This window comes from Sphingomonas sp. G5, from assembly GCF_052660795.1.
The window spans coordinates 2,425,013-2,450,691 of sequence record NZ_CP109660.1 but is presented as its reverse complement, the minus strand read 5'-3'; the positions used below and the strand labels follow the sequence as shown (position 1 = coordinate 2,450,691).

At 70.3% G+C, this 25,679-nt stretch carries 21 protein-coding genes; 11 read left to right on the top strand and 10 right to left on the bottom strand.

Translation table 11 applies throughout. The annotated features are described in order from the left end of the window. Nucleotides 1–44: 44 nt before the first annotated feature. A complete protein-coding gene (locus tag NE358_RS11795; RefSeq protein WP_103206159.1) occupies nucleotides 45–1,172 on the bottom strand; it encodes a phosphate ABC transporter substrate-binding protein PstS in 1,128 nt (375 codons plus the stop codon). A gap of 159 nt (nucleotides 1,173–1,331) precedes the next feature. On the opposite strand from NE358_RS11795, the gene NE358_RS11790 reads away from it, so the two are divergent. Both NE358_RS11790 and NE358_RS11785 read left to right on the top strand, forming a co-directional pair. Continuing rightward, entirely contained in the window at nucleotides 1,332–5,270 is a 3,939-nt protein-coding gene (locus tag NE358_RS11790) for a Pls/PosA family non-ribosomal peptide synthetase (protein WP_289938740.1), read from the top strand. Next, the gene (locus NE358_RS11785; protein ID WP_289938738.1) at nucleotides 5,267–6,565 is read left to right on the top strand and encodes a M1 family metallopeptidase; all 1,299 of its coding nucleotides are present in this window, start codon (nucleotides 5,267–5,269) and stop codon (nucleotides 6,563–6,565) included. The genes NE358_RS11790 and NE358_RS11785 overlap by 4 nt, the downstream gene beginning before the upstream one ends. Nucleotides 6,566–6,574: 9 nt before the next feature. Here the strand turns inward: NE358_RS11785 and NE358_RS11780 are convergent, their stop codons facing one another. The 4 genes from NE358_RS11780 to NE358_RS11765 are packed head-to-tail and all read right to left on the bottom strand — an operon-like array spanning nucleotide 6,575 to nucleotide 11,041. Further along, complete coding sequence (locus NE358_RS11780; protein ID WP_289938735.1) at nucleotides 6,575–7,180, bottom strand: 4'-phosphopantetheinyl transferase family protein; 606 nt, start codon at nucleotides 7,178–7,180, stop codon at nucleotides 6,575–6,577. Continuing rightward, nucleotides 7,177–8,127 (bottom strand): NUDIX hydrolase, encoded by a 951-nt coding sequence (locus NE358_RS11775; RefSeq protein WP_258873387.1) that lies wholly within the window; start codon nucleotides 8,125–8,127, stop codon nucleotides 7,177–7,179. Before NE358_RS11775 ends, NE358_RS11780 begins: the two co-directional genes overlap by 4 nt. After that, nucleotides 8,124–10,292, bottom strand: a complete 2,169-nt coding sequence (locus NE358_RS11770) for an RNA degradosome polyphosphate kinase (RefSeq protein ID WP_289938732.1) — start codon at nucleotides 10,290–10,292, stop codon at nucleotides 8,124–8,126. The genes NE358_RS11775 and NE358_RS11770 overlap by 4 nt, the downstream gene beginning before the upstream one ends. A 56-nt stretch (nucleotides 10,293–10,348) precedes the next feature. Next, nucleotides 10,349–11,041 carry a response regulator transcription factor gene (locus NE358_RS11765; RefSeq protein ID WP_103206165.1) on the bottom strand — a complete coding sequence of 231 codons (693 nt, stop codon included), beginning with the start codon at nucleotides 11,039–11,041 and terminating at the stop codon, nucleotides 10,349–10,351. A 116-nt stretch (nucleotides 11,042–11,157) separates the two neighbouring features. Here NE358_RS11765 and NE358_RS11760 point away from each other — a divergent pair, with 116 nt between their 5' ends. From NE358_RS11760 to NE358_RS11745, 4 genes are all read left to right on the top strand, one after another. After that, on the top strand, nucleotides 11,158–11,448 hold the full coding sequence (locus tag NE358_RS11760) for a hypothetical protein (protein ID WP_103206166.1): 291 nt from the start codon (nucleotides 11,158–11,160) through the stop codon (nucleotides 11,446–11,448). 130 nt (nucleotides 11,449–11,578) lie between these two features. Further along, nucleotides 11,579–12,178, top strand: coding sequence for a heme-binding beta-barrel domain-containing protein (locus NE358_RS11755; RefSeq protein ID WP_103206167.1), 600 nt, complete (start codon nucleotides 11,579–11,581; stop codon nucleotides 12,176–12,178). 2 nt (nucleotides 12,179–12,180) lie between these two features. Beyond that, the gene (gene ygfZ / locus NE358_RS11750) at nucleotides 12,181–13,269 is read left to right on the top strand and encodes a CAF17-like 4Fe-4S cluster assembly/insertion protein YgfZ (RefSeq protein ID WP_103206168.1); all 1,089 of its coding nucleotides are present in this window, start codon (nucleotides 12,181–12,183) and stop codon (nucleotides 13,267–13,269) included. Further along, entirely contained in the window at nucleotides 13,266–14,375 is a 1,110-nt protein-coding gene (locus tag NE358_RS11745; RefSeq protein WP_174799644.1) for an FUSC family protein, read from the top strand. The genes ygfZ and NE358_RS11745 overlap by 4 nt, the downstream gene beginning before the upstream one ends. Before the next feature lie 3 nt (nucleotides 14,376–14,378). Here NE358_RS11745 and NE358_RS11740 read toward each other — a convergent pair whose 3' ends face one another. Further along, on the bottom strand, nucleotides 14,379–15,167 hold the full coding sequence (locus NE358_RS11740; RefSeq protein WP_289938723.1) for a class I SAM-dependent methyltransferase: 789 nt from the start codon (nucleotides 15,165–15,167) through the stop codon (nucleotides 14,379–14,381). A gap of 62 nt (nucleotides 15,168–15,229) precedes the next feature. Here NE358_RS11740 and NE358_RS11735 point away from each other — a divergent pair, with 62 nt between their 5' ends. Further along, nucleotides 15,230–15,976, top strand: a complete 747-nt coding sequence (locus NE358_RS11735) for a phosphoglyceromutase (RefSeq protein ID WP_289938721.1) — start codon at nucleotides 15,230–15,232, stop codon at nucleotides 15,974–15,976. A 63-nt stretch (nucleotides 15,977–16,039) separates the two neighbouring features. Here NE358_RS11735 and phoU read toward each other — a convergent pair whose 3' ends face one another. Continuing rightward, nucleotides 16,040–16,723 carry a phosphate signaling complex protein PhoU gene (gene phoU, locus NE358_RS11730; RefSeq protein ID WP_103206171.1) on the bottom strand — a complete coding sequence of 228 codons (684 nt, stop codon included), beginning with the start codon at nucleotides 16,721–16,723 and terminating at the stop codon, nucleotides 16,040–16,042. 171 nt (nucleotides 16,724–16,894) lie between these two features. Between phoU and NE358_RS11725 the strand changes: the two genes are divergently transcribed. Next, nucleotides 16,895–18,109, top strand: a complete 1,215-nt coding sequence (locus NE358_RS11725; protein ID WP_103206172.1) for a sensor histidine kinase — start codon at nucleotides 16,895–16,897, stop codon at nucleotides 18,107–18,109. Then, nucleotides 18,106–18,789 carry a response regulator gene (locus NE358_RS11720; protein WP_103206173.1) on the top strand — a complete coding sequence of 228 codons (684 nt, stop codon included), beginning with the start codon at nucleotides 18,106–18,108 and terminating at the stop codon, nucleotides 18,787–18,789. Before NE358_RS11725 ends, NE358_RS11720 begins: the two co-directional genes overlap by 4 nt. 58 nt (nucleotides 18,790–18,847) lie before the next feature. Here the strand turns inward: NE358_RS11720 and NE358_RS11715 are convergent, their stop codons facing one another. Beyond that, entirely contained in the window at nucleotides 18,848–19,411 is a 564-nt protein-coding gene (locus NE358_RS11715; protein WP_116239093.1) for a DNA modification methylase, read from the bottom strand. Between the two features lie 159 nt (nucleotides 19,412–19,570). On the opposite strand from NE358_RS11715, the gene NE358_RS11710 reads away from it, so the two are divergent. Then, nucleotides 19,571–20,053 carry a CarD family transcriptional regulator gene (locus NE358_RS11710; protein ID WP_103206175.1) on the top strand — a complete coding sequence of 161 codons (483 nt, stop codon included), beginning with the start codon at nucleotides 19,571–19,573 and terminating at the stop codon, nucleotides 20,051–20,053. 48 nt (nucleotides 20,054–20,101) lie between these two features. Then, nucleotides 20,102–21,304, top strand: coding sequence for a 2-C-methyl-D-erythritol 4-phosphate cytidylyltransferase (gene ispD, locus NE358_RS11705; RefSeq protein WP_289938711.1), 1,203 nt, complete (start codon nucleotides 20,102–20,104; stop codon nucleotides 21,302–21,304). 144 nt (nucleotides 21,305–21,448) lie between these two features. Here ispD and NE358_RS11700 read toward each other — a convergent pair whose 3' ends face one another. Together NE358_RS11700 and NE358_RS11695 are read right to left on the bottom strand one after the other, a co-directional pair. Continuing rightward, complete coding sequence (locus NE358_RS11700; protein ID WP_289938708.1) at nucleotides 21,449–24,799, bottom strand: thioester reductase domain-containing protein; 3,351 nt, start codon at nucleotides 24,797–24,799, stop codon at nucleotides 21,449–21,451. Between the two features lie 381 nt (nucleotides 24,800–25,180). Then, a complete protein-coding gene (locus NE358_RS11695) occupies nucleotides 25,181–25,651 on the bottom strand; it encodes a GNAT family N-acetyltransferase (protein WP_258027840.1) in 471 nt (156 codons plus the stop codon). Between the last annotated feature and the right edge of the window lie 28 nt (nucleotides 25,652–25,679).

The following is a 25,679-nucleotide window of genomic DNA, read 5'->3' as shown; positions in this document are numbered from 1 at the left end:
GATCCGCACGCGAGGTGCGGACCGGGCCGAGTCCGAAGAGATGTTTACTTGATCGACGCGAGCGTCTCGGCAGCAGCCGAGAGCACCGAGTCGGGCAGCGGCGCGGAGCCGGCGTTCTTGGCCGCGACCTGCTGGCCGAGGGTGCTGGTGACGAAGCCGAGGTACGACTTCACGAGCTCCGACTGCTTCGCGTCCTTGAACGTGGTGCAGGTGATCGCGTACGACACGAGCGGGATCGGGTAGGTCTCGGCCGTGAGCTTCGAGTAGTCGAACTTCTTCGACAGGTCGCCCGCGACGCCGTTGCTGGCGTCGACAGCGGCAGCGGCGAAGGTCGCAGTGACGGCCTCGGGGCTGTACGCGATCGCGGTGCCGTCCTGGATGATCGACGCGGCGTTCAGGCTGCCGATGGCGGAGTGGTCGGCGTAGCCGATGGTGCCGGAGCCGGCCTTGACGGCCTCGACGACACCCGAGCCACCCTTCTGCTTCGACACGTTGCCCTCGATCGGCCAGTCCTTGCCCGCGGGCTTGGTCCAGACCGACGACTGCGTCGCGGCGAGGTAGTTGGTGAAGTTCTGCGTCGTGCCGGAGCCGTCCGAACGGGCGACGGTGGTGATGGCGCCGGCGGCGAGAGCCGTCCCGTTGTCCTTCGTGATGGCCGGGTCGGACCAGTCGGTGATCTGCAGGGCGAAGATCTTCGCGATCGTCTCACCCGAGAGCTTCAGGCTGGTGACGCCGGGGATGTTGAAGATGATCGCGACACCGTCGAGGTAGACGGGGATGTTCACGCCGCCCTCGGTGCAGAGCGCCTTGGACTGGGCCGTCTGGTCGGCGTTCAGCGGCGAGTCGGAGCCGGCGAAGTCGTACGCGCCGCTCAGGAAGTTGGTCACGCCACCGCCGGAGCCCTGCGACTTGTCGTAGTTGATCGTGACGCCCTTGGCCTGAGCGTTGTATGCGCTGGTCCACGCGGCCTGCGCGTTGGCCTGGGCACTCGAACCGCCCGCGGTGATCGTGCCCGAGAGGTTCGGGTCGATCGTGAAGGCGACGTCGGACGAGGTCGACGAGGGGGTCGAGCCCGCGGCGTCGCCGGAGCCCGAGGGGCCGGCGCAGCCGGCGAGGGTCAGGGAGGCCACGGCGGCCACGGTGCCCAGCTGGGCGAGTCGGGAGAGCTTCACGGTGTGAATCCTTCGCATGTCGGGAACAGGAACCCGGTGCAGGGTTCGTCGTGAACGGTAAACAGCGACAGAGAACAGACTGCGTTGCACGGGTGAACGGAAGGTGAACCGGGGTGGCCGTTCCGGGGCGTTTTCCCGGGGGTTGTACTGTTCACCTCCGTGACGACCTTCGCTTCCGAAGCTCAGGCCCCGCTCGACCGGACAGGGGCCGCGCCGCCCCCGCGCACGCTCATCGACATCCTCACCGACGTCGCCGCACGGCATCCCGAGGCTTCTGCGATCGACGACGGGTCGGGTGCCCTCAGCTATCGCGAACTCCTGGCGCGCGTGTGGCGCACGGCCGCCGCCCTGCACGACGCCGGGGTGCGGCGAGGCGACCGGGTGGGCGTACGCATGCCGTCCGGCTCCAAGGAGCTGTACGTCTCGATCCTCGCGGTGATGGCGGCGGGCGCCGCCTACGTCCCGGTGGATGCCGACGACCCCGACGAGCGTGCGCGCTTGGTGTTCGGCGAGGCTGGCGTGCGCGGCATCGTGGCGGGCGCGGGGGAGTTCGTCGCGACGGAGGGTGATCTCGTGCGTCTCTACGAGGGGGACGCTCCGCACCCGAGCACGAGTGCCGTGCCGATCGTCGCCCCGCCCACCGTCGACGACGACGCGTGGATCATCTTCACCTCGGGCTCCACCGGTGTTCCGAAGGGGGTCGCGGTGTCGCACCGCTCGGCGGCGGCGTTCGTCGAGGCGGAGGGACGTATCTTCCTGCAGGGGGAACCGCTCGGTCCGGGGGACCGGGTGCTCGCGGGGCTTTCGGTGGCCTTCGACGCCTCGTGCGAGGAGATGTGGCTCGCCTGGGGTCACGGCGCGTGTCTCGTGCCGGCTCCCCGCTCTCTCGTGCGATCCGGCGAGGACCTCGCCCCCTGGCTGCTCCGCCAGGGGATCACGGTCGTGTCGACCGTCCCGACGCTCGCGGCGATGTGGCCGGCGGACTCGATCGAGAACGTGCGTCTGCTGATCTTCGGCGGTGAGGCGTGCCCGCCCGAGCTCGCCGCGCGTCTCGTGGCCGAGGGGCGAGAGGTCTGGAACACGTACGGACCGACCGAGGCGACGGTCGTGGCGTGCGCCGCCCCGCTCGACGGCTCACTGCCCGTGCGCATCGGTCTGCCCCTCGACGGGTGGGCTCTCGCGGTGGTGGATGCCGAGGGCCTCCCCGTGGCGGAGGGGGAGACGGGCGAGCTGATCATCGGTGGCGTCGGTCTCGCCCGTTATCTCGACCCGGCGAAGGACGCCGAGAAGTACGCGTCGATGCCGACCCTCGGGTGGGAGCGGGCGTATCGCTCCGGCGACCTCGTGCGCTTCGAGCCCGAGGGGCTGGTGTTCCAGGGGAGGGCCGACGACCAGGTGAAGGTCGGCGGTCGGCGCATCGAGCTCGGCGAGGTGGAGTCGGCACTGCAGGACCTGCGCCACGTCAGCGCGGCCACGGTCGCCGTGCGCACCACCGAGGCCGGCGTGCCGGTTCTCGTCGGTTACCTGGTGATGGAGGAGGGGGCGGAGCTCGATCGCCCCGAGGCGCGCGCGGCTCTCGCGGAGCGCCTCCCGGCGGCGACCATCCCGCTCCTGGGCGTGGTCGACGCTCTGCCCGTGCGCACCTCGGGCAAAGTCGACCGCGCCGCCCTTCCTTGGCCGCTACCCGGTGTCGAAGCACCCGTCCCCACCGACTTCTCGGACAACGAGGTCTGGCTGGCCGAGCAATGGCAGGCCGTGCTGGGCCTGCCGGTCACCGACCGCAAGGCGGATTTCTTCGATCTGGGCGGCGGCTCGCTCGCGGCCGCGCAGCTCGTCTCGCGCATTCGAGCGCGCGTCCCCGAGTTCTCGGTCGCCGACATCTACGACGTGCCACGTCTGGGCGCGATGGCCAAGGCGCTCGGACCGCAGCTCGCCGACGAGGCCCCCGCCGAATTCCACCGCCCCGAGCCCACGCCGCGCACGACCCAGTGGGCGCAGACGCTGCTCGGGGTCCCGCTCTTCATCCTCTCGGGCGTGAGATGGGTGCTCTATCTGCTCACCGCCTCGGCGATCCTTCGGCTCGTCCCCGGGTTCGACGTGCTGCCGACGGTGCCGTGGCCCGCTCTCGTCGTCGGCCTCGTCGTGTTCGCGACGCCGTTCGGTCGCATGGCGATCGCCGTGGCGTCCGCTCGCGTGCTGCTCGCGGGGGTGCGCCCCGGCGACTACCCGCGCGGAGGGTGGGTGCACATCCGCCTCTGGCTCGCCGAGCAGATCGCCGATCAGGTGGATGCCGTGGGCCTCGCCGGTGCCCCCTGGGTGTCGTACTACGCCCGCGCTCTCGGCGCGCGTATCGGACGCAACGTCGACCTGCACGCGCTGCCGCCGGTCACGGGCATGCTCGTCGTCGGCGACGGCGCCTCGATCGAGCCCGAGGTCGATCTCACCGGGTACTGGATCGACGGCGACCTGGTCCGTATCGGCGAGGTGCGCATCGGGGCGGAGGCCACCGTCGGAGCCCGCTCGACCCTCGCTCCCGGAACGCGCATCGGTCGTCGCGCCGAGATCGCGCCGGGGTCCGCGGTGTTCGGCCGCGTCAAGGCCGACCAGTCGTGGGCGGGGTCTCCCGCCGTGCGGGTGGGCGGCACGGCGAAGGACTGGCCGAGCGAGCGTCCGGCGACACCGACTCGGTGGCTCTGGGCGTATGCCGCGTCGGCGCTCGTCCTTGCCCTGCTGCCCCTCGCCGCCTTCACCGTCGGCGGGCTTGTCGTGTCGCAGGGGATGCGCGATGCGAATGACCTCGGCCGGGCCGCCGCGGGGGCCTTCGTCTGGCTCGTTCCCGGCGTCGCCGTCACGGGCCTGGTGTTCGCGGCATCCGTGGTCCTTCTCGTGCGCGTGATGTCGATCGGTCTCACCGAGGGCACCCATCCCGTGCGCAGTCGCGTCGCGTGGCAGGCGTGGACGATCGAGAGACTGCTGGATGCCGCCCGCACGGTGCTCTTCCCGTTGTACTCGTCGCTGTTCACGCCCGTATGGCTGCGTCTGCTGGGCGCGCGCGTCGGGCGGGACGTCGAGGCGTCCACCGTTCTGCTCATCCCCTCGATGGCGCGGATCGAGGACGGCGCGTTCCTCGCCGACGACACCATGGTCGCCTCCTATGAACTGCGTGCCGGATGGATGCGGCTCGGTCCGGTGCGCATCGGCAAGCGCGCCTTCCTCGGAAACTCCGGCATGGCCGCTCCCGGGCACCGCGTTCCGCGCGACGGGCTGGTCGCGGTGCTGTCGGCGGCACCGCTCAAGGCCAAGGCGGGCTCCTCGTGGCTCGGCTCGCCCGCGGTGCGTCTGCGGAGGCTTTCGGCGGCGGGTGACGAGTCGCGCACCTACCGGCCCACCTCGGCGCTGCGTTTCGCGCGAACGCTCTGGGAGCTGTGTCGCTTCGTGCCGGTGGTCGTCACGTGCGCCATCGGTCTCGGCGTGATCTTCGCGCTCGCGGCCCTGTGGGAAGGGCTCGGCCCCGTGTGGACGCTGCTGCTCTCGGGCATCGTGATGCTCGCGGCGGGTGCCGTGGCCGCAGGCGTATCCACCGCGGCGAAGTGGGCCATCGTCGGGGTCATCCGCGCCGGGGAGCAGCCGCTGTGGTCGAGCTTCGTGTGGCGCACCGAGGTGTCGGATACGTTCACCGAGATGGTCGCTGCCCCGTGGTTCGCTCGCGCGGCGGCCGGAACGCCCGCGCTCGCCGTGTGGCTGCGCAGCCTCGGCGCCACGATCGGGCGCGGGGTGTGGTGCGACAGCTACTGGCTGCCGGAACCCGACCTGGTCACATTGGGGGATGCGTCAACGGTCAACCGCGGATGCGTCGTTCAGACGCATCTGTTCCATGATCGAATCATGAGCATGGATACCGTCGAGTTGGAGCCGGGGTCGACCCTCGGTCCGCACAGCGTCGTCCTCCCCGCCTCGACCCTCGGCGCACACGCGACCGTCGGGCCCGCGTCGCTCGTGATGCGCGGGGAGACGGTGCCGGTCGGCTCGAGGTGGAGCGGCAATCCCATCGGCCCGTGGCGTGCGGTGAAGGTGCGCGCCTACCAGTCGACGACGTGAGCGTGGCCGACCCCTACGCCCCGCAGAGCGGCGACCTGTCGTACGACGTCGAGTCATACGATCTCGCGATCGCCTACCGGGTACGCACGAACCGTCTCGAAGGTGTGGCGACGATCGTCGCCGTGGCGCGCGAGACGGTGTCGTCGATCGCGCTCGATCTCGTCGGCCTCCGCACCTCGCGGGTGCGTGTCGACGGCGCGACCGCCCGGTTCTCGGCCGGTCCCCGGGTCGTCCGCGTCACGCTGCCCCGCACGCTCGCCGCGGGCGACCGGTTCGATGTCGAAGTGACCTACGCCGGGGCTCCGGCTCCGCGCCGTTCGCGCTGGGGCACGGTCGGATGGGAAGAACTGGCCGACGGCGCCCTCGTCGCGGGCCAGCCCATCGGTGCGCCCACCTGGTTCCCCTGCAACGACCGGCCCGACAACCGCGCACGTATGCGGCTCGAGGTCACGGTCGACGAGGGATACGTCGCAGCGGCCACGGGGGTCGCAGGCGCCAGCGTGCGGCGGGGCGGCAGGGTGACGACGAGCTTCGTCTCGGACGTCCCCACGGCGACCTATCTCGCGGCGGTGCACATCGGCCGGTACCGCACGCGCCAGCTCGCAGGTACCGGTGATTCCGTGGTTCCCGCGGTCACGGTCACCGCCCCGCCGGGGCTCACCGCGGCCGCCGATCGGGCGTTCGCGACGGTGCCCGACATGCTCCGGGCCTTCGATCGCCTCTTCGGACCCTATCCGCAGGAGGCCTGCACGCTCGTGGTCACCGCCGACGAGCTGGAGATCCCGCTCGAAGCTCAGGGCCTGGCTGTCTTCGGCATGAACCATTTGGTTCCCGCCGCGCAGCGGCTGGTGGCGCACGAGCTGGCTCATCAGTGGTTCGGCAACAGCGTCGGCATCGCTCGGTGGAGCGACATCTGGCTGAACGAGGGTTTCGCCTGCTACGCCGAATGGCTGTGGTCGGAGACGTCGGGCGGGGCTTCCGTCGAGTCGTGCGTCGCGGATCATCACGCCCGCCTCGCCGCCAAGCCCCGTGATCTCGTTCTCACCGATCCGGGCCCCGACGACATGTTCGACGATCGCGTCTACAAGCGCGGTGCGTTGACGCTGCACGCCGTACGGCGAACTCTCGGCGACGACGCGTTCTTCGACCTTCTCCGGTCGTGGACGGCGGACCATCGTCATGCTCTCGTCACCACCGACGACTTCCGTGCCGCGGTCGAAATCGCCGGGGGAGCGGATGCCGTCGCGGTGCTGTCACGGTGGATCGACGACGTGGCACTGCCCGCCCGACCCTGACGGCCGGCGTCACACCGGGGCGGTTTCGGCGCGAGCGACCACGGCCACCGCGATCACGACGCCGTTCGGACCGTCGACATCCCATCCGCGCCAGCGGCGTTCTCGCGCGTTCGCCGCGCTGCCGCCCCTCGTCGGCGACTCACCGAAAGGAGACGACCTCACCCGAGCGGACCATCCCGAGGTGACAGGTGTCACCTCCACGCGACGAGGATCCACGGCGAGGCCGCGCCCGTCGGCTTTCAGCACGGCCTCCAGGCGCGCCCATGCGCGGGCCGGCGCGGTGCTCGACGGCGCCGACATCACAGCTCGCTCTCCCGCATCGTCGGGCAGCACCCGCTCCAGACCGCCCGCGTCGACGGGCACGGCGTCCACGCCGACCCGCTCGTGGCCCCACGCCGCCACCGCGACGGCCCATCCCTCCACGTACGAGACCGAGACAGCGGCATCCGCCCCGTCCACGTGGATGCGGCCGTGGTCTGCGCCGCACGCGGGGCAGCGTGAGCGGAATCGAGCGCCCGGCACGAGTTCGGCCAACAACGCCCGTGAGACGTCGCGACGCGCAGAACCGGCGGGGACCTGGCGCCAGGCGACGCGGATGCCGGTGGGGAGCGTCACACCTTCGGTTCGTGCGTCTCGATGGCCACGATGCCGGCGCCGGGGTGCTCGACCGGAATGTGCACGACCGAGAACGCCGCGGGCTCGAGCGCCGAGGCGCTTCCGAGATACGACCCGCCCATGGTCCCGGTCGCGAGCGCGAGCTCGTGCAGGATGTCGGGCAGCACCGGCCGATGGCTCGACACGACCACCGGCTTCCGGGCGCGAACCCGTTCTCCGATCAGTGAGCGAGCGTCGGCGCGTCCCTGCTCCCACGCGTCCTGACTGACGGCCTCTGTCAGGTTGATTCGCTGGCCGAGAGCCTGCGCGAGGGGGGTCGCCGTGCGAACGCATCGCTCCGCCGGGCTGGAGTAGACCCGCCGGACGCCGAACGCGAGAAGGGGGCCGACGATCGCCTCGGCCTGCCGACGACCACGCGGGGTCAACGGTCGAGCGCTGTCGGATCCCTGCCATTCCTCGCGCGGACGCGCCTTCCCGTGGCGCAGCACGACGATCGGAAAGGTCGGCAGCGCCCCCTCGTCGACGATCCGTGTGAACTCGTCGAGGATCTCGATGTCGACGGGATAGCTGAGGTTCTTGCGCGCCTTCTTGAGACTCACCCACTCGATCGCCGCGACCTCCTTGTTCGGCACGAAGGTGGAGCTGCGCACGGCGGCGTCCGTCGCCTCGGCCGCCCAGTAGTGCACGATCTTGGTGCGGGAGCTCGGCATCCGATATCTCGAGACCCCGACGGGCACCCCGAGCGAGACCCGGATGCCGGTCTCCTCGCGGATTTCGCGCACGGCGGTCTCGGCGAGCGTTTCGCCGGGGTCGACCTTGCCCTTGGGCAGGGTGAGGTCCCGGTACTTGGTGCGGTGGATCAGCAGCACGCGGAGCTTCCCCTCCACGTGTCGCCAGACGACTCCGCCGGCCGCGTAGACGGCCGTTTCGGTCTCGGTCTTCGTCACCGTGCCGTCCGGGCCCGACGCTTGCGCTGCACGAGGGCCATGGTGTGCTCCTGCAGATCGATGAGAGGGGCGCCGGACTCGTCGACGCTGTGCCTCGTCCACTCGCCCTCGGAACCGAGGTGCCACGAACTCGTGCCGTCGTCCATCGCAAGGGTGAAGAGAGTGATGAGCTCCTGCACCTGAGCGGGGTCGACCACCCGCACGAGGGCCTCGACACGGCGGTCGAGGTTGCGATGCATCATGTCGGCGCTCCCGATGAAGACCTGCGGATCGCCGTCGTTCTCGAACGTGAAGATGCGAGAGTGCTCCAGGTAGCGTCCGAGGATCGAGCGCACCGTGATGTTCTCGCTCATACCGGGAACGCCCGGCTTGATCGAGCAGATGCCGCGCACCCACACCTCGACGGGAACGCCCGCCTGGCTCGCGCGATACAGCGCGTCGATGATCTCTTCGTCGACCATCGAGTTGACCTTGATCCGCACGCCGGAGGGCTTGCCCTCGAGGGCGTTGCGCCGCTCCTTGTCGATGTGGCGGAGGAGTCCCTTGCGCAGGTGCAGGGGAGCGACGAGCAGACGCTTGAACTTCTTCTCGATCGCGTATCCGCTGAGTTCGTTGAACAGGCGCGTCAGGTCGCGGCCCACCTGGTCGTCGACGGTGAACAGACCGAAGTCTTCGTAGATACGACTGGTCTTGGGGTTGTAGTTACCCGTCCCGACGTGACTGTAGTGGCGCAGGCGTCCCTCTTCTTCGCGGATGACGAGGGCGAGCTTGCAGTGGGTCTTGAGTCCCACGAGGCCGTAGACGACGTGCACGCCGGCCTTCTCGAGCTTGCGCGCCCACACGATGTTGTTGGCCTCGTCGAAACGTGCCTTGACCTCGACGAGCGCGAGCACCTGCTTGCCGGCCTCCGCCGCGTCGATGAGCGCCTGCACGATGGGGCTGTCGCCCGAGGTGCGGTACAGCGTCTGCTTGATGGCCAGCACGTGCGGATCGCGGGCGGCCTGTTCGAGGAAGGCCTGCACGCTCGTCGCGAACGACTCGTAGGGGTGGTGCACGAGCACGTCGCCCTTGCGGATCGCGCCGAACAGGTCGGCACGGCCGTTCTGCTCGGGCGGCTGGAAGGCCAGCGCCGTCTTGGGCACGTGCGGCGGGTAGCGCAGGTCGGGGCGGTCGATGCGTGACAGGTCGAACAGGCCGCGCAGGTCGAGAGCTCCGGGCAGGCGGTAGACCTCCTGCTCGGTGATGTCGAGTTCGCTGAGCAGCAGCGAGCGGGTCACATCGTCCATGTCCTCGGTGATTTCGAGGCGGATGGGAGGACCGAAACGACGGCGCAGGAGCTCGGCCTCGAGAGCCTGGATGAGGTTCTCGGTCTCGTCCTCTTCGATCGTCATGTCCTCGTTGCGCGTCAGACGGAACGCGTGATGGTCGAGGACCTCCATCCCCGGGAAGAGGTCGCCGAGGTGGTTCGAGATGAGTTCTTCGAGGGGGAGGTAGCGCACCCCGGGGCGGTCGCCGTCGATCTCGACGAATCGGGGGAGCATCGGGGGCACCTTGAGGCGCGCGAACTCCTGGCGACCCGTGCGCGCGTTGCGGATGCGGATCGCAAGGTTCAGCGAGAGCCCCGAGATGTAGGGGAACGGGTGGGCCGGGTCGACAGCCAACGGCATGAGTACCGGGAAGACGTTCCGCTGGAAGTACTCGGTCAGCCGTGCGGCGGTGGCCTCGTCGAGCGAGTCCCACGTGACCACCTCGATGCCGGCGTCGGCGAGTGCGGGGCGCACCTTCTCGGTCCACGCGGCGGCGTGACGCAGCTGCAGGCGGTGGGCCTCGGCCGAGATGTCGGAGAGCACGTCGAGCGGGGCGCGGCCGACGTTCGTGGGGACGGCCAGGCCCGTGACGATGCGGCGCTTGAGGCCGGCGACACGCACCATGAAGAACTCGTCGAGGTTGCTGGCGAAGATCGCGAGGAAGTTCGCGCGCTCCAGCACGGGGACCGTGGGGTCCTCGGCCAGCTCGAGCACACGCTGGTTGAACGACAACCAGCTGATCTCGCGGTCGAGGTATCGGTGGTCGGGCAGCTGATCGTCTTCGGCCTCGACGGCCTCGTCGAAGTCGTCGTCGTCGGCATCGCCGAGACCGGCATCCAGCGAGTCGTGTTCCATCATTCCCACATCATTGCAGGGGACGGTGACACGGGAGTGAACACGCGGTGCGCGCAGCTCTACGCGGGGGCGGATGCCGCGGCGGGGGCGTCGTCTTCGTAGACGTTGAAGCGGTAGCCGACGTTGCGGACGGTGCCGATGAGCTGCTCGAGGTCGCCGAGCTTGGCGCGAAGGCGACGCACGTGCACGTCGACCGTTCGGGTACCGCCGAAGTAGTCGTAGCCCCAGACCTCGCTGAGCAGCTGCTCGCGCGTGAAGACGCGCGACGGGTGCGTGGCGAAGAAGTGAAGGAGCTGGAACTCCTTGTACGTGAGGTCGAGCGGCTTGCCGTGCACCTTCGCCGAGTAGGAAGACTCGTCGATCGTGATGCCGGAGGTCTGGATGCGCGTGGACACCTGGTCTGCGGCGCGCCGCCCCATCGCGAGGCGGATACGCGCGTCGATCTCGGCGGGACCGGCGCCGACGAGCACGACATCGTCGATGCCCCAATCCGTGGAGACGGCGGTGAGGCCGCCCTCGGTCACGATGAGGACGAGGGGCGCCTCGACACCCGTGGTCGTGAGGATCTTGCTGAGCGACTTCGCCCCGACCAGGTCGAATCGCGCATCGACGAAGATGACGTCCGCACTGGGGGCGTTCACCAGTTGCGCAGCCTCGGCGGGGATCTGTCGCACCCGGTGACTGAGGAGTTCGAGCGCAGGCAGAGCAGCCCCGCCGCCCGGGGCGGAGCTGAGGACAAGAAGCTGAGCCAAGAGGACCTCCCGTGCGGCGTGTCGCGCACCCGATCATCTTAGGGTGACGCGCGGGAGCGGCTCGACACCGGCGCTGCGCGTGCGCATCACCGGGGTCGTGAGTGAAGATGGGTCTCATGTCGACCCCCGACCTCGCGCCGCGTCGCACCTTCGGCGGCATCGTGGCCGTCTGGGTGCTGGCCGCGGTGGCGGGAGTGCTCATCGGCCTGTTCGCACCCGAGCACTGGCGTGCGCAATGGATCACGGTCGCTCTGGGCGGCTGCATCATCGTGGCCTTCGCTGTGCAGCTCTGGTCTGGGCGCTCGCAGGCGTTCATCCAGCGCATGGCGGCGAGCAGTCTGGGGGCGATGGTGGTGCTCGGCATCATCACGGCCGGGTTCGGACTCGCGGCGCTGGTGTCGGGCTAGGATTGCGCTATGGACCTTTTCGCGCTCGAAGCGTTCTTCGTGGGACTTCTCGGCCTCGCCTCGCTGGCGATCGCCTTCGTCTCCGGAACGGTCATCTGGAACCTCTACCGCGGCCAGCGCTGAGCGCGTCGTGATCGAGATCCCGACCGATCTCCCCGCCGACCTCGTCCCGCTCTCGTGGCTGGTGGGCGTCTGGGAGGGTACCGGAGTCATCGACTACGAGGTCGACGGACGATCCTTCTCGGGTGAGTTCGCCCACCGCGTGAGCTTCAGTCACGACGGCGGCGCGTTCCTCAACTACTCCGCCGACGCGTGGCTGCTCCAGGGAGAAGAACGACGTCCCCTGGTCTCCGAGATCGGCTACTGGCGTCTCGCGCGACCCGTCGGCGACGCCGATGCCGGCCCCGGCCTTCTCCCCGCGACCGCCGAGCCCGTCACTCGCACCGCCGACGACGTCGAGGCCCTGCGAAACGCCGACGGCGGCTTCGACATCGAGGTGAGTCTGGCGCACGCCGACGGCATCCTGGAGCTCTATGTCGGGCAGGTGAAGGGTCCGCGCATCGACCTGGCGACGGATGCCGTCGTCCGCACCGCCGGTGCGAAGACCTACACGGCGGCGACCCGTCTCTATGGTCTCGTCGACAACCACCTCCTCTGGGCGTGGGACATCGCCGCGCTCGGTCGGGAGCTGGGTTCGCACGCCTCGGCGCGACTGGCTCGAGCGGAGTGACCATGACTTCTCTCTCCGCCGTCCCGGGAGCGGTGATCGACGACCGCGGGCTGCGCCACGTCGGCTCTCCCGTCGCGGAGCAGCGCCGCCTGGCATCCGGAACGGCTCTCGCACCCCTCGGTGACCGCCGCGTCATCACCGTCTCGGGCGAGGACCGCCGCAGCTGGCTCGACTCGCTGTCGTCGCAGGCCCTCACTCACCTCGCGCCCGGCGTCTCGACCGAATTCCTCATCCTCGACCCCCAGGGTCGCGTCGAGCACGCCGCCTCGGTGGTCGATGACGGCGAGACCACGTGGCTTCTTGTCGACGCGTCAGATGCCGCGGCCCTCGCCGTGTGGCTCATGCGGATGCGCTTCCGCCTCCGCGTGGTGGTGACCGACCGCTCTGACGACCTGTTCGTGCTCGGTGGCACGCGCGCGGCCGTTGGGTCTGTCTCGACCGTCGCGCCGGTGTGGGTCGATCCGTGGCCCGATGTCTCACCGGGCGGGTGGGCGTACGCCCGCGTCGAGCCCCATCCGGGGGCCGACCGCGACTGGGCCGAAGCGATCGTGGATGCCGCGGAGTTCGAGCGAGTGATCGCGTCGGCCGCGAGCGGCGAGACGGCGTTGGCCGGTCTCGACGCCGTCGAAGCCCTGCGCGTCGCCGCGTGGCGTCCTCGCGTGGCGATCGACGCCGACGAGCGACTGCTCCCGCACGAGATGGACTGGCTCCGCACCGCCGTGCACCTGTCGAAGGGGTGCTACCGCGGTCAGGAGACGGTGGCGAAGGTCCACAACCTGGGGCATCCACCGCGCCGCGTCGTCGCCCTCCAGCTCGATGGCAGCGACAACGTCCTGCCCGCCCGCGGGGATGCCGTGCGCGCGGGCGACACCGTGATCGGCGCCATCACCTCGGTGGCCGTCCACCACGAGGAGGGGCCGATCGCCCTGGCCCTCGTCAAGCGCACCGCTCCCGAGGGCGAGCCGCTCGTCGTCGACACCGCCGACGGGCCGCTGGCCGCGGCGGCCGAGACCGTCGTTCCCGCCGACGCGGGCGCCACCGCCGCCGTTCCCCGCCTGCCGCGCCTCGGGCGCCGACGCGCCGCGGAATGACCCCCGACGACTCCTCGACGACCGTCGGGGTCGTCGTCGCCGGTCCGCGTTGGCGCTCCACCGTCGGGCGCCGGGTCAACCGCGTGCGCGAGTCGCTACCGGCGATCGCGCAGATCGTCGTCGCCGCGACCGCGGCGTATGCTTTCGCGCACTTCGTGCTGGGGCACTCGGTCCCTCTGCTCGCGGCGACGGTCACGGTGTCGAGCCTGGGGCTGGTGCGCGACGCGCGCCCGTGGCGGGTCGCCGAGACGGTCATGGGCATGCTCGTCGGCATCCTCATCGCCGAGGTCGTCCTGCTCGTCGCCGGGGCCGGATGGTGGCAGATCGCCCTCGCGATGACGGTGACCCTCGTCGTGGCCCGGTTCCTGTCGCCCCAGCCGGGCTTCGCGCTCGCGGCGGTCGTCCAGTCGCTCATCGCCCTCGTACTGGTGTCGGGCGTGCCGTTCCTGCGCCTCGTGGACGGGGCGATCGGCGGCGTCGCCGCGCTCATCGTGACCGCGCTGATCCCGCGCACCCTCCGCCGCACCGAGCTGCGCGACGCCGACGAGCTCTTCGACGCGCTGGATGCCGCCATGGACACGATCGTCCGCGCGCTGCGCAGGGGCGATCGTGCTCGCGCCGAGCGCGGTCTCGAGCGAGCCCGTTCGCTGCAGACCTACGTCGACGCGTGGAGCGGTTCGCTCGAGTCGGGACGCGAGGTCGCGCGCATCTCGCCGTTCCTGCGCCGACAGCGCACCGAGCTCGATCGCCATGAGCGAGTCCGCGGGGCACTCGACCTCACCACGCGAAACCTCCGCGTGGTCGCCCGGCGTGCGGCCTATCTCTGCGCCGACGGCGAGAGCCGCCCCGTCCCCGCCGATCTGCTGGCCGAACTGGCGCGGGGCGCGGGGCTCGTCCGCGACAGTCTCGACGACATCTCGCTCGAACCCGTCGCCCGAGAAGCCGTCGGCGCGGTCGCTCGACGGCTCGATCCCGCGAACCTGCTGCCCGAGGGGCGTGTCGGCGAGCTCAACCTCATCGCGGCCCTGCGTCCGCTCGCCGTCGACCTCCTCGTCGCGGCCGGAATGCCCTCGGCTGACGCCCGGGCACTTCTCCCGCGGGTGTGACGCTCAGCGCGGAGCGATGGCTTCCCATGCGACGCCCAGCTCGCCGAGCCGCCAGCGCTCGCGGCGCAGCAGGGGCCACCCGGCGTCCGCCAGGGCGCGCATGGCCGTGCGCCACCGGTGGACCGGCCCGAATGGGGCGACCACTGCGGCGCGCGCCCATTCGCGATCGAGGGATGCCACGAACTCCTGCACGCGCTCCCCGTTGACGTTGCGATGGATGAGGGCCTTCGGCAAGCGCTCGGCGGCGATCGCGGGGGAGTCGAGCTCGGCGAGACGCAGCGAGACGGTGAGGCTTCGGGGCACGGCATCTGCCCCCACCTCCGCCCAGGTCGCGATACGACCGATCTCATCGCAGGTGCCCTCGACCAGGATGCCGTCGGGCTGCAGCCGCGCGCACATGCGGCCCCACGCGTCGGCGACGTCGGCCTCGTCGTATTGGCGCAGCACGTTCATGGCCCGGATGATCGCGGGCCGGCGCCCGCCCGGTACCGGGACTTCGAAGCCTCCGCGAGCGAAGGACACCCCCTCGACCCCCGTCGACTGCTCACGGGCGCGGGCCACGCGCTCGGGGTCGATCTCGAGGCCGAGGACCTCGGCATCCGGCCTCTGGCCGCGGAGCCGAGCAAGAAGTTCGAGGGGTGTCACGGCGCTCGCCCCGAAGCCCAGGTCGACCACGAGGGGGTCGTCGGCGCGACGGAGGACCGGGTGCCGAGCGATCCACCGGTCGATGCGTCTCAGGCGGTTCGCCCCGGTCGTGCCGCGGGTGGGACGGCCGACGGGGGAGGGGGTCACTCCACTATTTTGCCAGGACTCCGCGCCCCGGCCCGCGGTCCGCACGTCGGTAGCATGGAGTCATGCCTCACACGCTGATCCTCCTCCGCCACGGGCAGAGCGAGTGGAACAAGACCAACCAGTTCACCGGCTGGGTCGACGTGCGACTCACCGACCAGGGCAAGGCCGAGGCGAAGCGCGGCGGCGAGCTGCTCGCCGAGTCCTGCTTCCTTCCCGACGTGCTGCACACCTCGGTGCTCAGCCGTGCGATCCAGACGGCGAACATCGCCCTCGACGCCGCCGACCGCCTGTGGATCCCGGTCAAGCGCTCATGGCGCCTCAACGAGCGTCACTACGGCGCCCTGCAGGGCAAGGACAAGGCGCAGACCCTCGAGGAGTTCGGCAACGAGCAGTTCATGCTCTGGCGCCGCTCCTTCGACGTTCCGCCCCCGGCGCTGTCGGCCGACGACCCGTACAGCCAGGTGGGTGACCCCCGGTACGTCGGCATCGACGGCGAGGTGCCCGACACCGAGTCGCTGAAGATCGTCATCGACCGCATGCTGCCGTACTGGCACAGCGACATCGTCCCCGATCTGCAGGCCGGCAAGACCGTGCTCGTCACGGCGCACGGCAACTCTCTGCGCGGACTGGTCAAGCATCTCGAGGGCATCAGCGACGCCGACATCGCCGAGCTGAACATCCCGACCGGCATTCCGCTGGTCTACCGCCTCGACGACGACCTCAAGCCTCTCGGTCCGGGCGAGTACCTCGACCCCGAGGCCGCGGCCGCCGGTGCTGCCGCCGTCGCCGCTCAGGGCAACAAGCACTGACGTCCGACAGACGAGGGGGTGGATGCCGATCGGCATCCACCCCCCTCGTCTCGCGCTCTGGGGTCAGATGACCGGGCTCGGCTCGGCCGCGCTCTCGTCGTCGGCGCCGGCCCAATCGCCGGTCGCGAGGTAGATGACCTTCTTGGCGACGGACACCGCGTGGTCGGCGAAGCGCTCGTGGTAGCGGCTCGCGAGGGTGGCGTCGACCGTTGCGGTCGCCTCGCCCTTCCACGAGTCGCCGAGCACCTTCTCGAAGACACTGAGATGCAGTTCGTCGATGTCGTCGTCGGCGTCGCGGATGGCCTCGGCGAGCCGAAGGTCCTGGGTGCGCAGGAGCTCGGCGAGTTTGCGCGCGACCTCGACGTCGAGCTCGCCCATGCGGGTGAAGGTGCTCTTGAGCCCCTTGGGGATCGCGCGCTCGGGGAAGCGCGAGCGCGCGAGCTGAGCGATGTGCTCGGCCATGTCGCCCATGCGCTCGAGCGAGGCGCTCACTCGGAGGGCGGTGACCACGATGCGCAGGTCGCGGGCGACGGGCTGCTGGCGGGCGAGGATCTCGATCGCGAGCTCGTCGAGCTCGAAGGCCTTCTCGTCGATGACGGCGTCGGCCTCGATGACCTCTTCGGCGAGCGAGACGTCGCTCGTGCCGAACGCGCGGGTGGCGCGGTCGATCGCGATGGTCACGAGGTCGGCGATCTCGACCAGTCGGCTCTGAACGTCCTCGAGGGACTGGTGGAATACTTCGCGCATGGGCGGGTACCTTCCTCGTCGGCGGCACGGCACAGAGTGTCCCGCAACCCTCGGGATTCTTCCCAGCGAAGGTTAACGAGCGGTGCTGTGACAGTGAATAGTAGCCTCTGCTGCGACTCTCACGGGGGTGAACGGCCGGTGACGGTCGAGGGCCGCCCCTACGCTGGGGGCATGGAACAACCGCAGCTCGTGCTGCTCGCGCTCCTCGCAGGACTCCTGATCGGAGCCGCGGTGGTCGGCCTGGTGGTCGCGGCACTGCGTGCCCGCGATCGCTCCCTGGCACAGACCTCCGCGGAGGTGCCGGAGGGCGTGGAGGCCATGCTGGGGGCGATGGACGACCCCGCCTTCGTGTGCGACACCTCATCGACGGTGCTCGCGCTCTCGCCTGCCGCCGAGGTGTTCGGCGCCCATGCCGGAGAGGTGATCTCGAGCGAGGAGCTCAAGCGCGTGGCCCGCGTGGCGCGCGACACCGGATCGGGCATCGCCGAGAATCTCCGTCTGCGTCGCGGTGCCGCGCCCGCCGAGCCGCGTCTGGTCGCTGTCCGCGCGACTCCCATCTCGGGCCGTCTCACCCTCGTCGTGCTGCGTGACATCACCGAGCGCGAGCGGGTGGAAGAGATGCGTCGCGATTTCGTCGCCAACACGAGCCACGAGTTGAAGACACCGGTCGGTGCCGTGAGCCTGCTCTCCGAGGCGATCGAGTTCGCCGCGGACGATCCCGCTCAGGTACGCCACTTCGCCTCGCGGCTGCAGGCGGAGGTCACGCGGTTGGCGGCCCTCGTGAACCGCATCCTGAGCCTGTCGCGCCTGCAGGCCTCCGACGAACTGCGCGACGTGCGCGACGTCTCGATCGACGAGGTCGTCACCGCCGCGGTCGAGGGCTACGCGATCCAGGCGGATGCCGCTCAGGTCACGGTCGTCCGCGGCGGCACCAAGGGGCTGTGGGTGCGCGGCGAGCCGCAGATCCTCACCGAGGCCGTCGGCAACCTGGTGGCGAATGCGATCGCGTACTCGCCGGAGGGGTCGAAGGTCGGCGTCGGCGTCAAGCTCGACGACACCGTCGTCGAGATCGCGGTGACCGACCGCGGGATCGGCATTCCCGAAAGCGACCAGCACCGCGTCTTCGAGCGGTTCTACCGTGCCGATCAGGCTCGCTCCCGCCGGACCGGCGGAACCGGCCTCGGCCTGTCGATCGTGAAGCACGCCGTTCAACGCCACGGGGGAGAGGTGCGGCTCTGGTCGCGTCCGGACCGCGGCTCGACCTTCACCATCCGACTCCCCATGTCGGAGGCTCCCGATCTCGAGGGCGTCCGCCCCAAACCTCGTCGCAAGGGCCGCAAGAGCTCCGCGACGACCCCCGTACCCGCGAAGGGAGACACCGCATGACCCGCGTTCTGATCGTCGAGGACGAACCCGATCTGGCCGACCCCCTGGCCTACCTGCTGCGCCGAGAGGGCTACGAGGTCGAGATCGCCGAAGACGGTGCCCTCGCCCTGGCCGCCTTCCGAGAGCGTGGCGCCGACATCATCCTGCTGGATCTCATGCTTCCCGGGATGCCGGGGACAGAAGTGTGTCGTCAGGTGCGACTGGCCTCGCAGGTGCCGATCATCATGCTCACGGCCAAGGATTCCGAGGTCGATATCGTCGTCGGCCTCGAGCTCGGCGCCGACGATTACGTCACCAAGCCCTACTCGACCCGCGAGCTGCTGGCGCGAATGCGCGCTGTGCTGCGCCGTCGCGCGCCGGAGGAGGCCGACCTCGACGACCGCATCCTGTCGGGGGGACGCGTCGTGCTCGACATCGACCGCCACACCGTCGCGGTGGACGGCGGGGAGATCAACATCCCCCTCAAGGAGTTCGAGCTCCTCGAGGTGCTGATGCGCAACGCCGGTCGCGTGCTCACGCGGGGACAGCTCATCGATCGTGTGTGGGGGACGGACTACTTCGGCGACACCAAGACGCTCGACGTGCACATCAAGCGCATCCGCTCGCGCATCGAGCAGAACCCGAGCGAGCCGAGCATGCTCGTCACCGTGCGGGGACTGGGCTACCGCTTCGAGGCCTGACGGCTCGCGAGAACGACGAAGGCGCCGACGGAGAACCGTCGGCGCCTTCGTCGTGAGGTCAGGATGCGGGGGTCGGGCTGGCCGTCGGCGTCGCGGAGGGCGTGGCCGGAAGGGGGGTGACGCTGAAGGACGGCTCGGGGCTCGGCGCGAGCGGCGCGAGGTACTCGAGGGCGCCGTCGAGGACGGGCACCTGGATGAGCGCGCCCTGTCCGTCACCGGACTGGAAGTACACGGGCACCGTCGACCCGGGAACGGCGTCGATGTCGTCGAGTCGCAGCGGCTGGACACCGTCGGCCAGGTCGCCGAGGCTGAGCGTCCTGTTGGCCAGCACGTTCACCGAGGAGCGGACAGCGCTCGAGCCCTCGCCGACCTCGAGGCGCAGCGTGAGCGGCTCGGTGGTGTCGTTGACGACGGCCGCGACGAAGTTGCCGGTGGTGCCGTCGTCGTTGGCGACGATCATCGCGTTGCGGATGTGCAGCGGACCGGAATCGGCCGGGACGTTCACCCCGTCGGAGGCGGAGTAATCGATGGTGGTCGCCTGCGGGGCGAGGATGTTGCATCCCGTCGTACCGAGTACGACAGCGGCACCCAGGGCGATGGACGCGATCAGGCGCGTTTTCACGGATCCTCCAAGATCGACAGACGGCATCCAGATCATCCTACGGGGTCCGCGGTCCGGGCCTGCTCGCACGCGCGCGGGAGGGACTGCGGGTGGGGAGGGCGGAACCTTAGCGCATGCGGGCCTGTGGTATCCTGGATGTTGCCGAAAGGACATAACTCCATGCTTTTTGAGGTTGGCGAGACCGTCGTTTACCCGCACCATGGCGCGGCCACGATCATCGAGGTCAAGGAACGCGTTATCAAGGGCGAGACGAAGAAATACCTGAAGCTCAATGTCACCCAGGGAGACCTCGTCATCGAGGTTCCGGCGGACAACGTCGACCTCGTCGGCGTTCGTGACGTGATCGGCAAGGACGGTCTCGACCGTGTCTTCGAGGTGCTCCGTGCGCCCTTCACCGAGGAGCCGACCAACTGGTCGCGTCGCTACAAGGCGAACCTCGAGAAGCTCGCTTCGGGCGATGTGATCAAGGTCAGCGAGGTCGTCCGCGACCTGTGGCGCCGCGATCAGGACCGTGGCCTGTCCGCCGGTGAGAAGCGGATGCTGGCTAAGGCGCGCCAGATCCTGGTGTCGGAGCTCGCTCTGGCCGAGAAGACCGACGAAGACCGCGCGAGCGTCGTGCTCGACGAGGTCCTCGCCTCCTGATCCTGCTCAGCGCGTCGCCCTTCCGCGGCGGCGCGCTAGCGTGAACGGGTGACTCTCACCCCCGTCCCGCATCTCGCGGTCATCGTCGTCGCCGCCGGTTCCGGTACCCGTTTGCAGGGTGGGGCGCCGAAGGCGTTCGTCGGCATCGACGACCGGTCGATCCTGCATCACGCTCTGCGTGGCGTCTTGGCGGCGATGTCCGCCCAGGTCGTGGTCGTCGTACCCCGAGGTTACGAGGGCGAGGCCCTGACCGATGCTCGGAATGCCGCCGGCGATCGCGCCGACCTCGTCACGGTCGTCGTGGGCGGGGCGACCCGGCAGGAGTCGGTCGCCGCGGGCCTCGCCGCGTTGTGGGCCGACGTCGAGATCGTCCTCGTCCACGACGCCGCGCGCGCGCTGACGCCCCCCGCTGTCTTCGACCGCGTCGTTCACGCCGTCGACGCCGGAGCCGTCGCCGTCATCCCCACCCTTCCCGTCGTCGACACCATCAAACGCGTCGACGAGAGCGGCCGAGTGGTCGGCCCCGTCGATCGCAGCGAGCTCGCGGCCGCGCAGACGCCCCAGGGCTTCCTCCGGTCGGTTCTCGAGGCGGCCCTTGCCGCGGTCGACGCCGACCACACCGACGACGCGGCTGCCGTCGCGGCAGCGGGGCACGCGGTCGTCACGGTCGAGGGAGACGCGGCGGCGTTCAAGATCACCACGGGGCCCGACCTCGAGCGTGCCCGCGCCCTCCTCGCGACCGAGCCCGCGGCATCCGTCGCCCGCCCGCCGGTGCACTCGGCCCCTCGCGTGGGTATCGGCACCGACGTGCACGGGTTCGGGGGACAGGGAACGCTGTGGCTCGCGGGCCTGGAATGGCCGGGCGAGGTGGCATTGTCGGGGCACTCCGACGGTGATGCTGTGGCTCACTCGATCGTCGATGCGCTGCTGGCGGCGGCGGGGCTCGGAGACATCGGTACGCACTTCGGCACCGACCGACCGGAGTTCGCCGGCGCGCACGCGGCCGCCTTCCTCTCGCATACCGTGCAGCTCTTGTCCGACGCGGGATGGCGCGTCGGCAACGTCGCCGTGCAGGTGCAGGCCCGTCGCCCGCGCTTTGCCGACCGCCGCATCGAAGCGGAGCAGGCATTGTCCGCCGCGCTCGGGGGAGCGCCGGTCTCGGTCAGCGCTACTACCACCGACGGCCTCGGGTTCACCGGCCGGGGCGAGGGGGTCGCCGCGTTCGCAACCGCCCTCGTCGTGCCGGTCTAGCCGTTCTGGTTGCGACTTCTTCCTTCCGGGAGGCGCGGGGTCGGTCGTTTCTTCGCCCCCTCGGTGGCGTCCGCTGTGCCCGCACGCCGGGCCGTCGCGACGGCGCCCCGGGGCCGGGCCTCCAGGGTACCGTCGCGTCCGAGGTCAGGCCACGGCGCGCCGTGACGGCTCGAGCAGCTTCAAGAACGAGAGGTCGTCGGCCACCTTCGTGATGAGCGCGTGGTCGATGGAGGGGATGTCCGGTGACCCGAGCGGGTGGATCGTCCGGATGGCTTCCACGAACGCGTCCGCGGGGATGGTCGAGCCGGCGTGCGGTTCTTCCGGGGTGGCGAACGCGTGCATCAGCGGCAGAACCGATCGCGCACGATCCTCGTCGGGCAGCGCCTCCAGCGCCGTGCGGAACCGGTCCACCCATTCGGCGTGGTCCGCGATGCGCTCGATGGCGTACCCGTCGTCCTGGAGCCAGTCGACGACGGTGTCGAGGGAGACGCCGTCGTCGTTCGGGTTCACCACGTTGTAGGTGCGGTATCCCGCGTTGGTGGAGGCGCCGATCGCGTTCATGGCAGCGGAGGTGAAGTCGGCCGGCAAGCCGTCGTAGTGCGACGACAGACGCTCGCCGTCGGCACCACGCCGAACGAACGACTCCGGTGCCAGCCCCGTGGCGAGAACGCTCCAGACCAGCCGGGTGAAGACGTCGGGCAGGTTCACCTGGCCGCGCCAGCGCGGGTGCGCCAGAACCATGTCGGAGCGGAATACCGCCACCGGTACGCCGTGCTGCTCGTGCGCTTCGCGCAGCAGCACCTCGCTCGCCCATTTGCTCGCCCCATACCCGTTGGCGTACTCGTCTCCGATGCTCCACGCGGGGATCGTGTCGCGGATGTCGGCACGCTCGTCGAGGGCGGCGGGGGCGGCCGGGTCGGCCGCGGCTTCGACGGTCGGCCGCGCGCCACCGGCGACCGCGACGCTCGAGACGAAGGTGACGGGCACGCTGCCGGCGGCGATGGAGAGGCGGATGATCTCGGAGGTGCCGACGACGTTCGGACCGAACAATGCCGTGTATGGCAGCACGTGATTGACAAGGGCGGCGGCGTGCGCGATGAGGTCGACGCGGGCGGCGAGGTCCCGCCACCGCGGCTCGTCGAGACCGAAGAGGCGCTCGCTGACATCGCCGGCCCTCACCTCGAGCGAGGCCCCGAGGTCTGTGAAGCGCTCAGCGAAGGCAGGATCTGCGGCGAACGCGCTGTCGAGGCGACGTCGGGCGTCGGCGTCGTCGGAACCGCGAACGATGCACACGAGCGTTCCGCCCACCGGAGCGAGGCGTTCGAGCCAGTCGAGGGCCAGGAACCGTCCGAGGTACCCGTTGGCGCCCGTGAGCAGGACCGTGCGGCCTCGGGCAGTGCCCGCGGGCTCCGAAGTGGCCGGGGTGCGCGAGGAACGCAGGACCGGCTCCGGGATGTCGCCGAGCACCCGGTCGAGGCGCAGGTCGCTCGCACGCAGCGTCGACGGGTCGGTACCGTGCACGCGAGCCACCGTGGGCCGGTCGTCGGCGGCCGAGCGATCGATGAACGCGGCGATGGCGGTGAGATCGTTCGTCGGGTCGGTGATGACCCCGACGGGCACCTCGGTACCGAAGACGTCCTCGAGCATCCCGGAGAAGGTCAGCGCCGACAGCGAGTCACCGCCCAGATCGGAGTACCGGGCTGCCGCAGCCGTTGCCGAGGACACCTCGGCGCCGAGGAACTCGCAGGCCGCGCGCACCACGGTGTCGAGCGTCGGCTCGACGCCGACGCGCTCGCGGAGGGCTGCCACCAGGGCACCACTACGCTCTTCGGCGAGGTCGGCATAGAGACTCGCGAGCCGTTCGCCGTACCGTGCCGTGATGCGCGGTCGCAGGAGCTTGCGGGCGTCCGAGAGCATGCCGTTCTCGACCGTGAACGGCTCCGGTTCGACGATGACCCCGCGGGGCACCTCGTAGGGGGCGAGGCCATGCTCGCGTGCGGTGCGTTGAAGAGCGGCGAGCACGTCGCGCTCCGACGATCCCGCATCAGCGGGCACGACGACCGCGACCAGGAACGCGTGTCGGCTGTCGCCGTGCAGCGCGATCTGGCGCACCTCGGGCGTCCCGCCGTACGTGGCCTCGAGAGCCGCCACCGCGACGAACTCGCCCTGCGACAGCTTGATGACGTTGTTCCGGCGGTCGAGGTATTCGTAGGAACCCGGTCCGGTCTGGGCCATGATGTCGCCGGTCCGGTAGAAGCCGTCCTGGTCGAAGACCGCGGCGGTGACGTCTGGCCGGCGGAAGTACCCCGTGATCGTGGAGGTGCTCTTCACCAGCAGCTCACCCCGCGGGTGCGGACGGTCGGTGACGCGGTAGCCGAGCTCGGGCACATCGATGAGCTTGTGCGCGGTGACGGGCGGTTGCTGCACGACTCCGTCGTGGAGGATGCTGCCCGCTTCGGTGGAGCCGTACACGTCGTGCAGCGCCGTGCCGAGGCACTCCTCGATGTAGCTGCGGAGCTCGGGGGTGAGCGGAGCACTGGCGCAGATCGCCCGGCGGATCCGTCCCCCGAACGCCCGCACGCGCAGATCGGCGTGCACCGCCGCGCGCACGGCATCCTGATCCGTATCGCCCGCGGCCAGGCGACGCTGCTCGTCGCGATCGCCCTCCTGCCGAACCATCTCCGCCACGCGAGGGACGAAGACGAACTCGGTCGGGGCGAACGTGCGCAGATCGTCGAACAGGGCCGACAGATCCGTCGAGGTCGCGAGCGCGAGAGTTCCGCCGCGTCCGAGGGTGGCGAAGACCGCCGCGCGGCCGGTGAGGTGACTCATCGGCAGGTAGGCGTACCCGACGATGTCGTCGGTGGTGCCGTCGTCGACGCCGGGCCGGCGCGCGTGCCACAGTCTCTCGACCATGGAGCGCGAGTACATCGCGCCCTTCGGGGTTCCGGTGCTGCCGGACGTGTAGATCAGGAGTGCGAGGGGGTCTTCGCCCGCCGCGGGATGCCACGGGGTCGGGCGCGGCAGGAGCTCGCCGCGGGTGACGAGCTCGGTGAGCGTCGGACCCGATGTGTCGGTGTCGACCGCCGTGTCGAGCACCATCGTCCGCACGTCTCCGGCGGATGCCTCGGCGATGGCCTGAGCGATGGCCGACTGCTCGGCAGAGGCCGCGAGCCACACCGGCTCCGTCTCGTCGACGATCGCGCGCAGCGCCTCGAACGACGCGCTCGCCTGGAGGGGCACGCTCACCGCGCCGAGGATCCACGACGCGAGATCGAGCGTCACGAAGTCGACGGTCGCGGCTCCGAGCATCGCGATCCGGTCGCCGGGCGAAACGGTCTCACCGAGTGCGGCCGCAACCGCACTCGCTCGGTCCCACAGCTCGTGAAAACTGGTGTCCTCGACGTCGGCCCCGAACCGCTCTCGCAGTGCCGGACGATCGGCGTGCTGTGCGAACACCGCCTCGACCGACATGTCGTCGTGCTGTTGCTCCATTTTCTTCGTCCTCTTCCCTTCATCCGGGCGCGCCCCCGCGCCCTGGCCTCTCGCTGTCCGAGTCGGGCGGTCGCCATCGCCGCCCTCCGCTCACGGGCCCGTTGCGGTGGACGCCGCGTGCAGCGCGAACGGGCGCCACGGGGATCGCCCTGTCCGGAACGGTGTGCAGCGTGGCGGCGGCGTGGCGGGAACAGCTATGCGCTCGTCGTCGGTGAGGGCGCCGTCACGGTCTCGATCCGGGGTCGCCAGGATCGCCGGAGGAGGGAGGAGCGCTGTCCACGGGGACCGCACTCGACATCGCACACGTCAATAAGACGCCTGTTCCCTAGGTGTTGGCCGAGTGGAGCCGACAGCAGGCGCTCGGGTGGACGACGCGTGTGATCAGGGTGCCTCGACCGTGCGGGTCATGAACGTCGACAGCGGATCGGGCGCGTAGGGCGGGAACGCCGGGCATTCGACGAAGCCTTCACTCGCGTAGAGACGACGAGCGGGCACGAAGTCGTCGGTGCTCCCCGTCTCGAGCCAGAGACTCCGGATGCCGCGCTCCCGCGCATCGTCCATGATGTGCCGCAGGATCGCGCGGCCGATGCCCTGGCCGAGGAAGCCCTCGGCGACCCGCATCGACTTCAGCTCGGCGCGGTCGCGATCGAGGTCTTTGCACGCGCCGATGCCGGCGAGCTCGTCGTCGACCCACGCGGACCAGACCGTGACGCCGTCAGCGGTGAGGCGATCCACGTCGAGGGCGTGCACGCTCTCGACGGGTGTGTTCTCGAGCATGCCCGCGAGGTGGGCGGCGACGAGAGCACGCGTGGCGTCTCCGGACAGGTCATCGGGGCGGATCACGAGGGGCACTCCTGAACCCTAACGACCGCATGTTTCG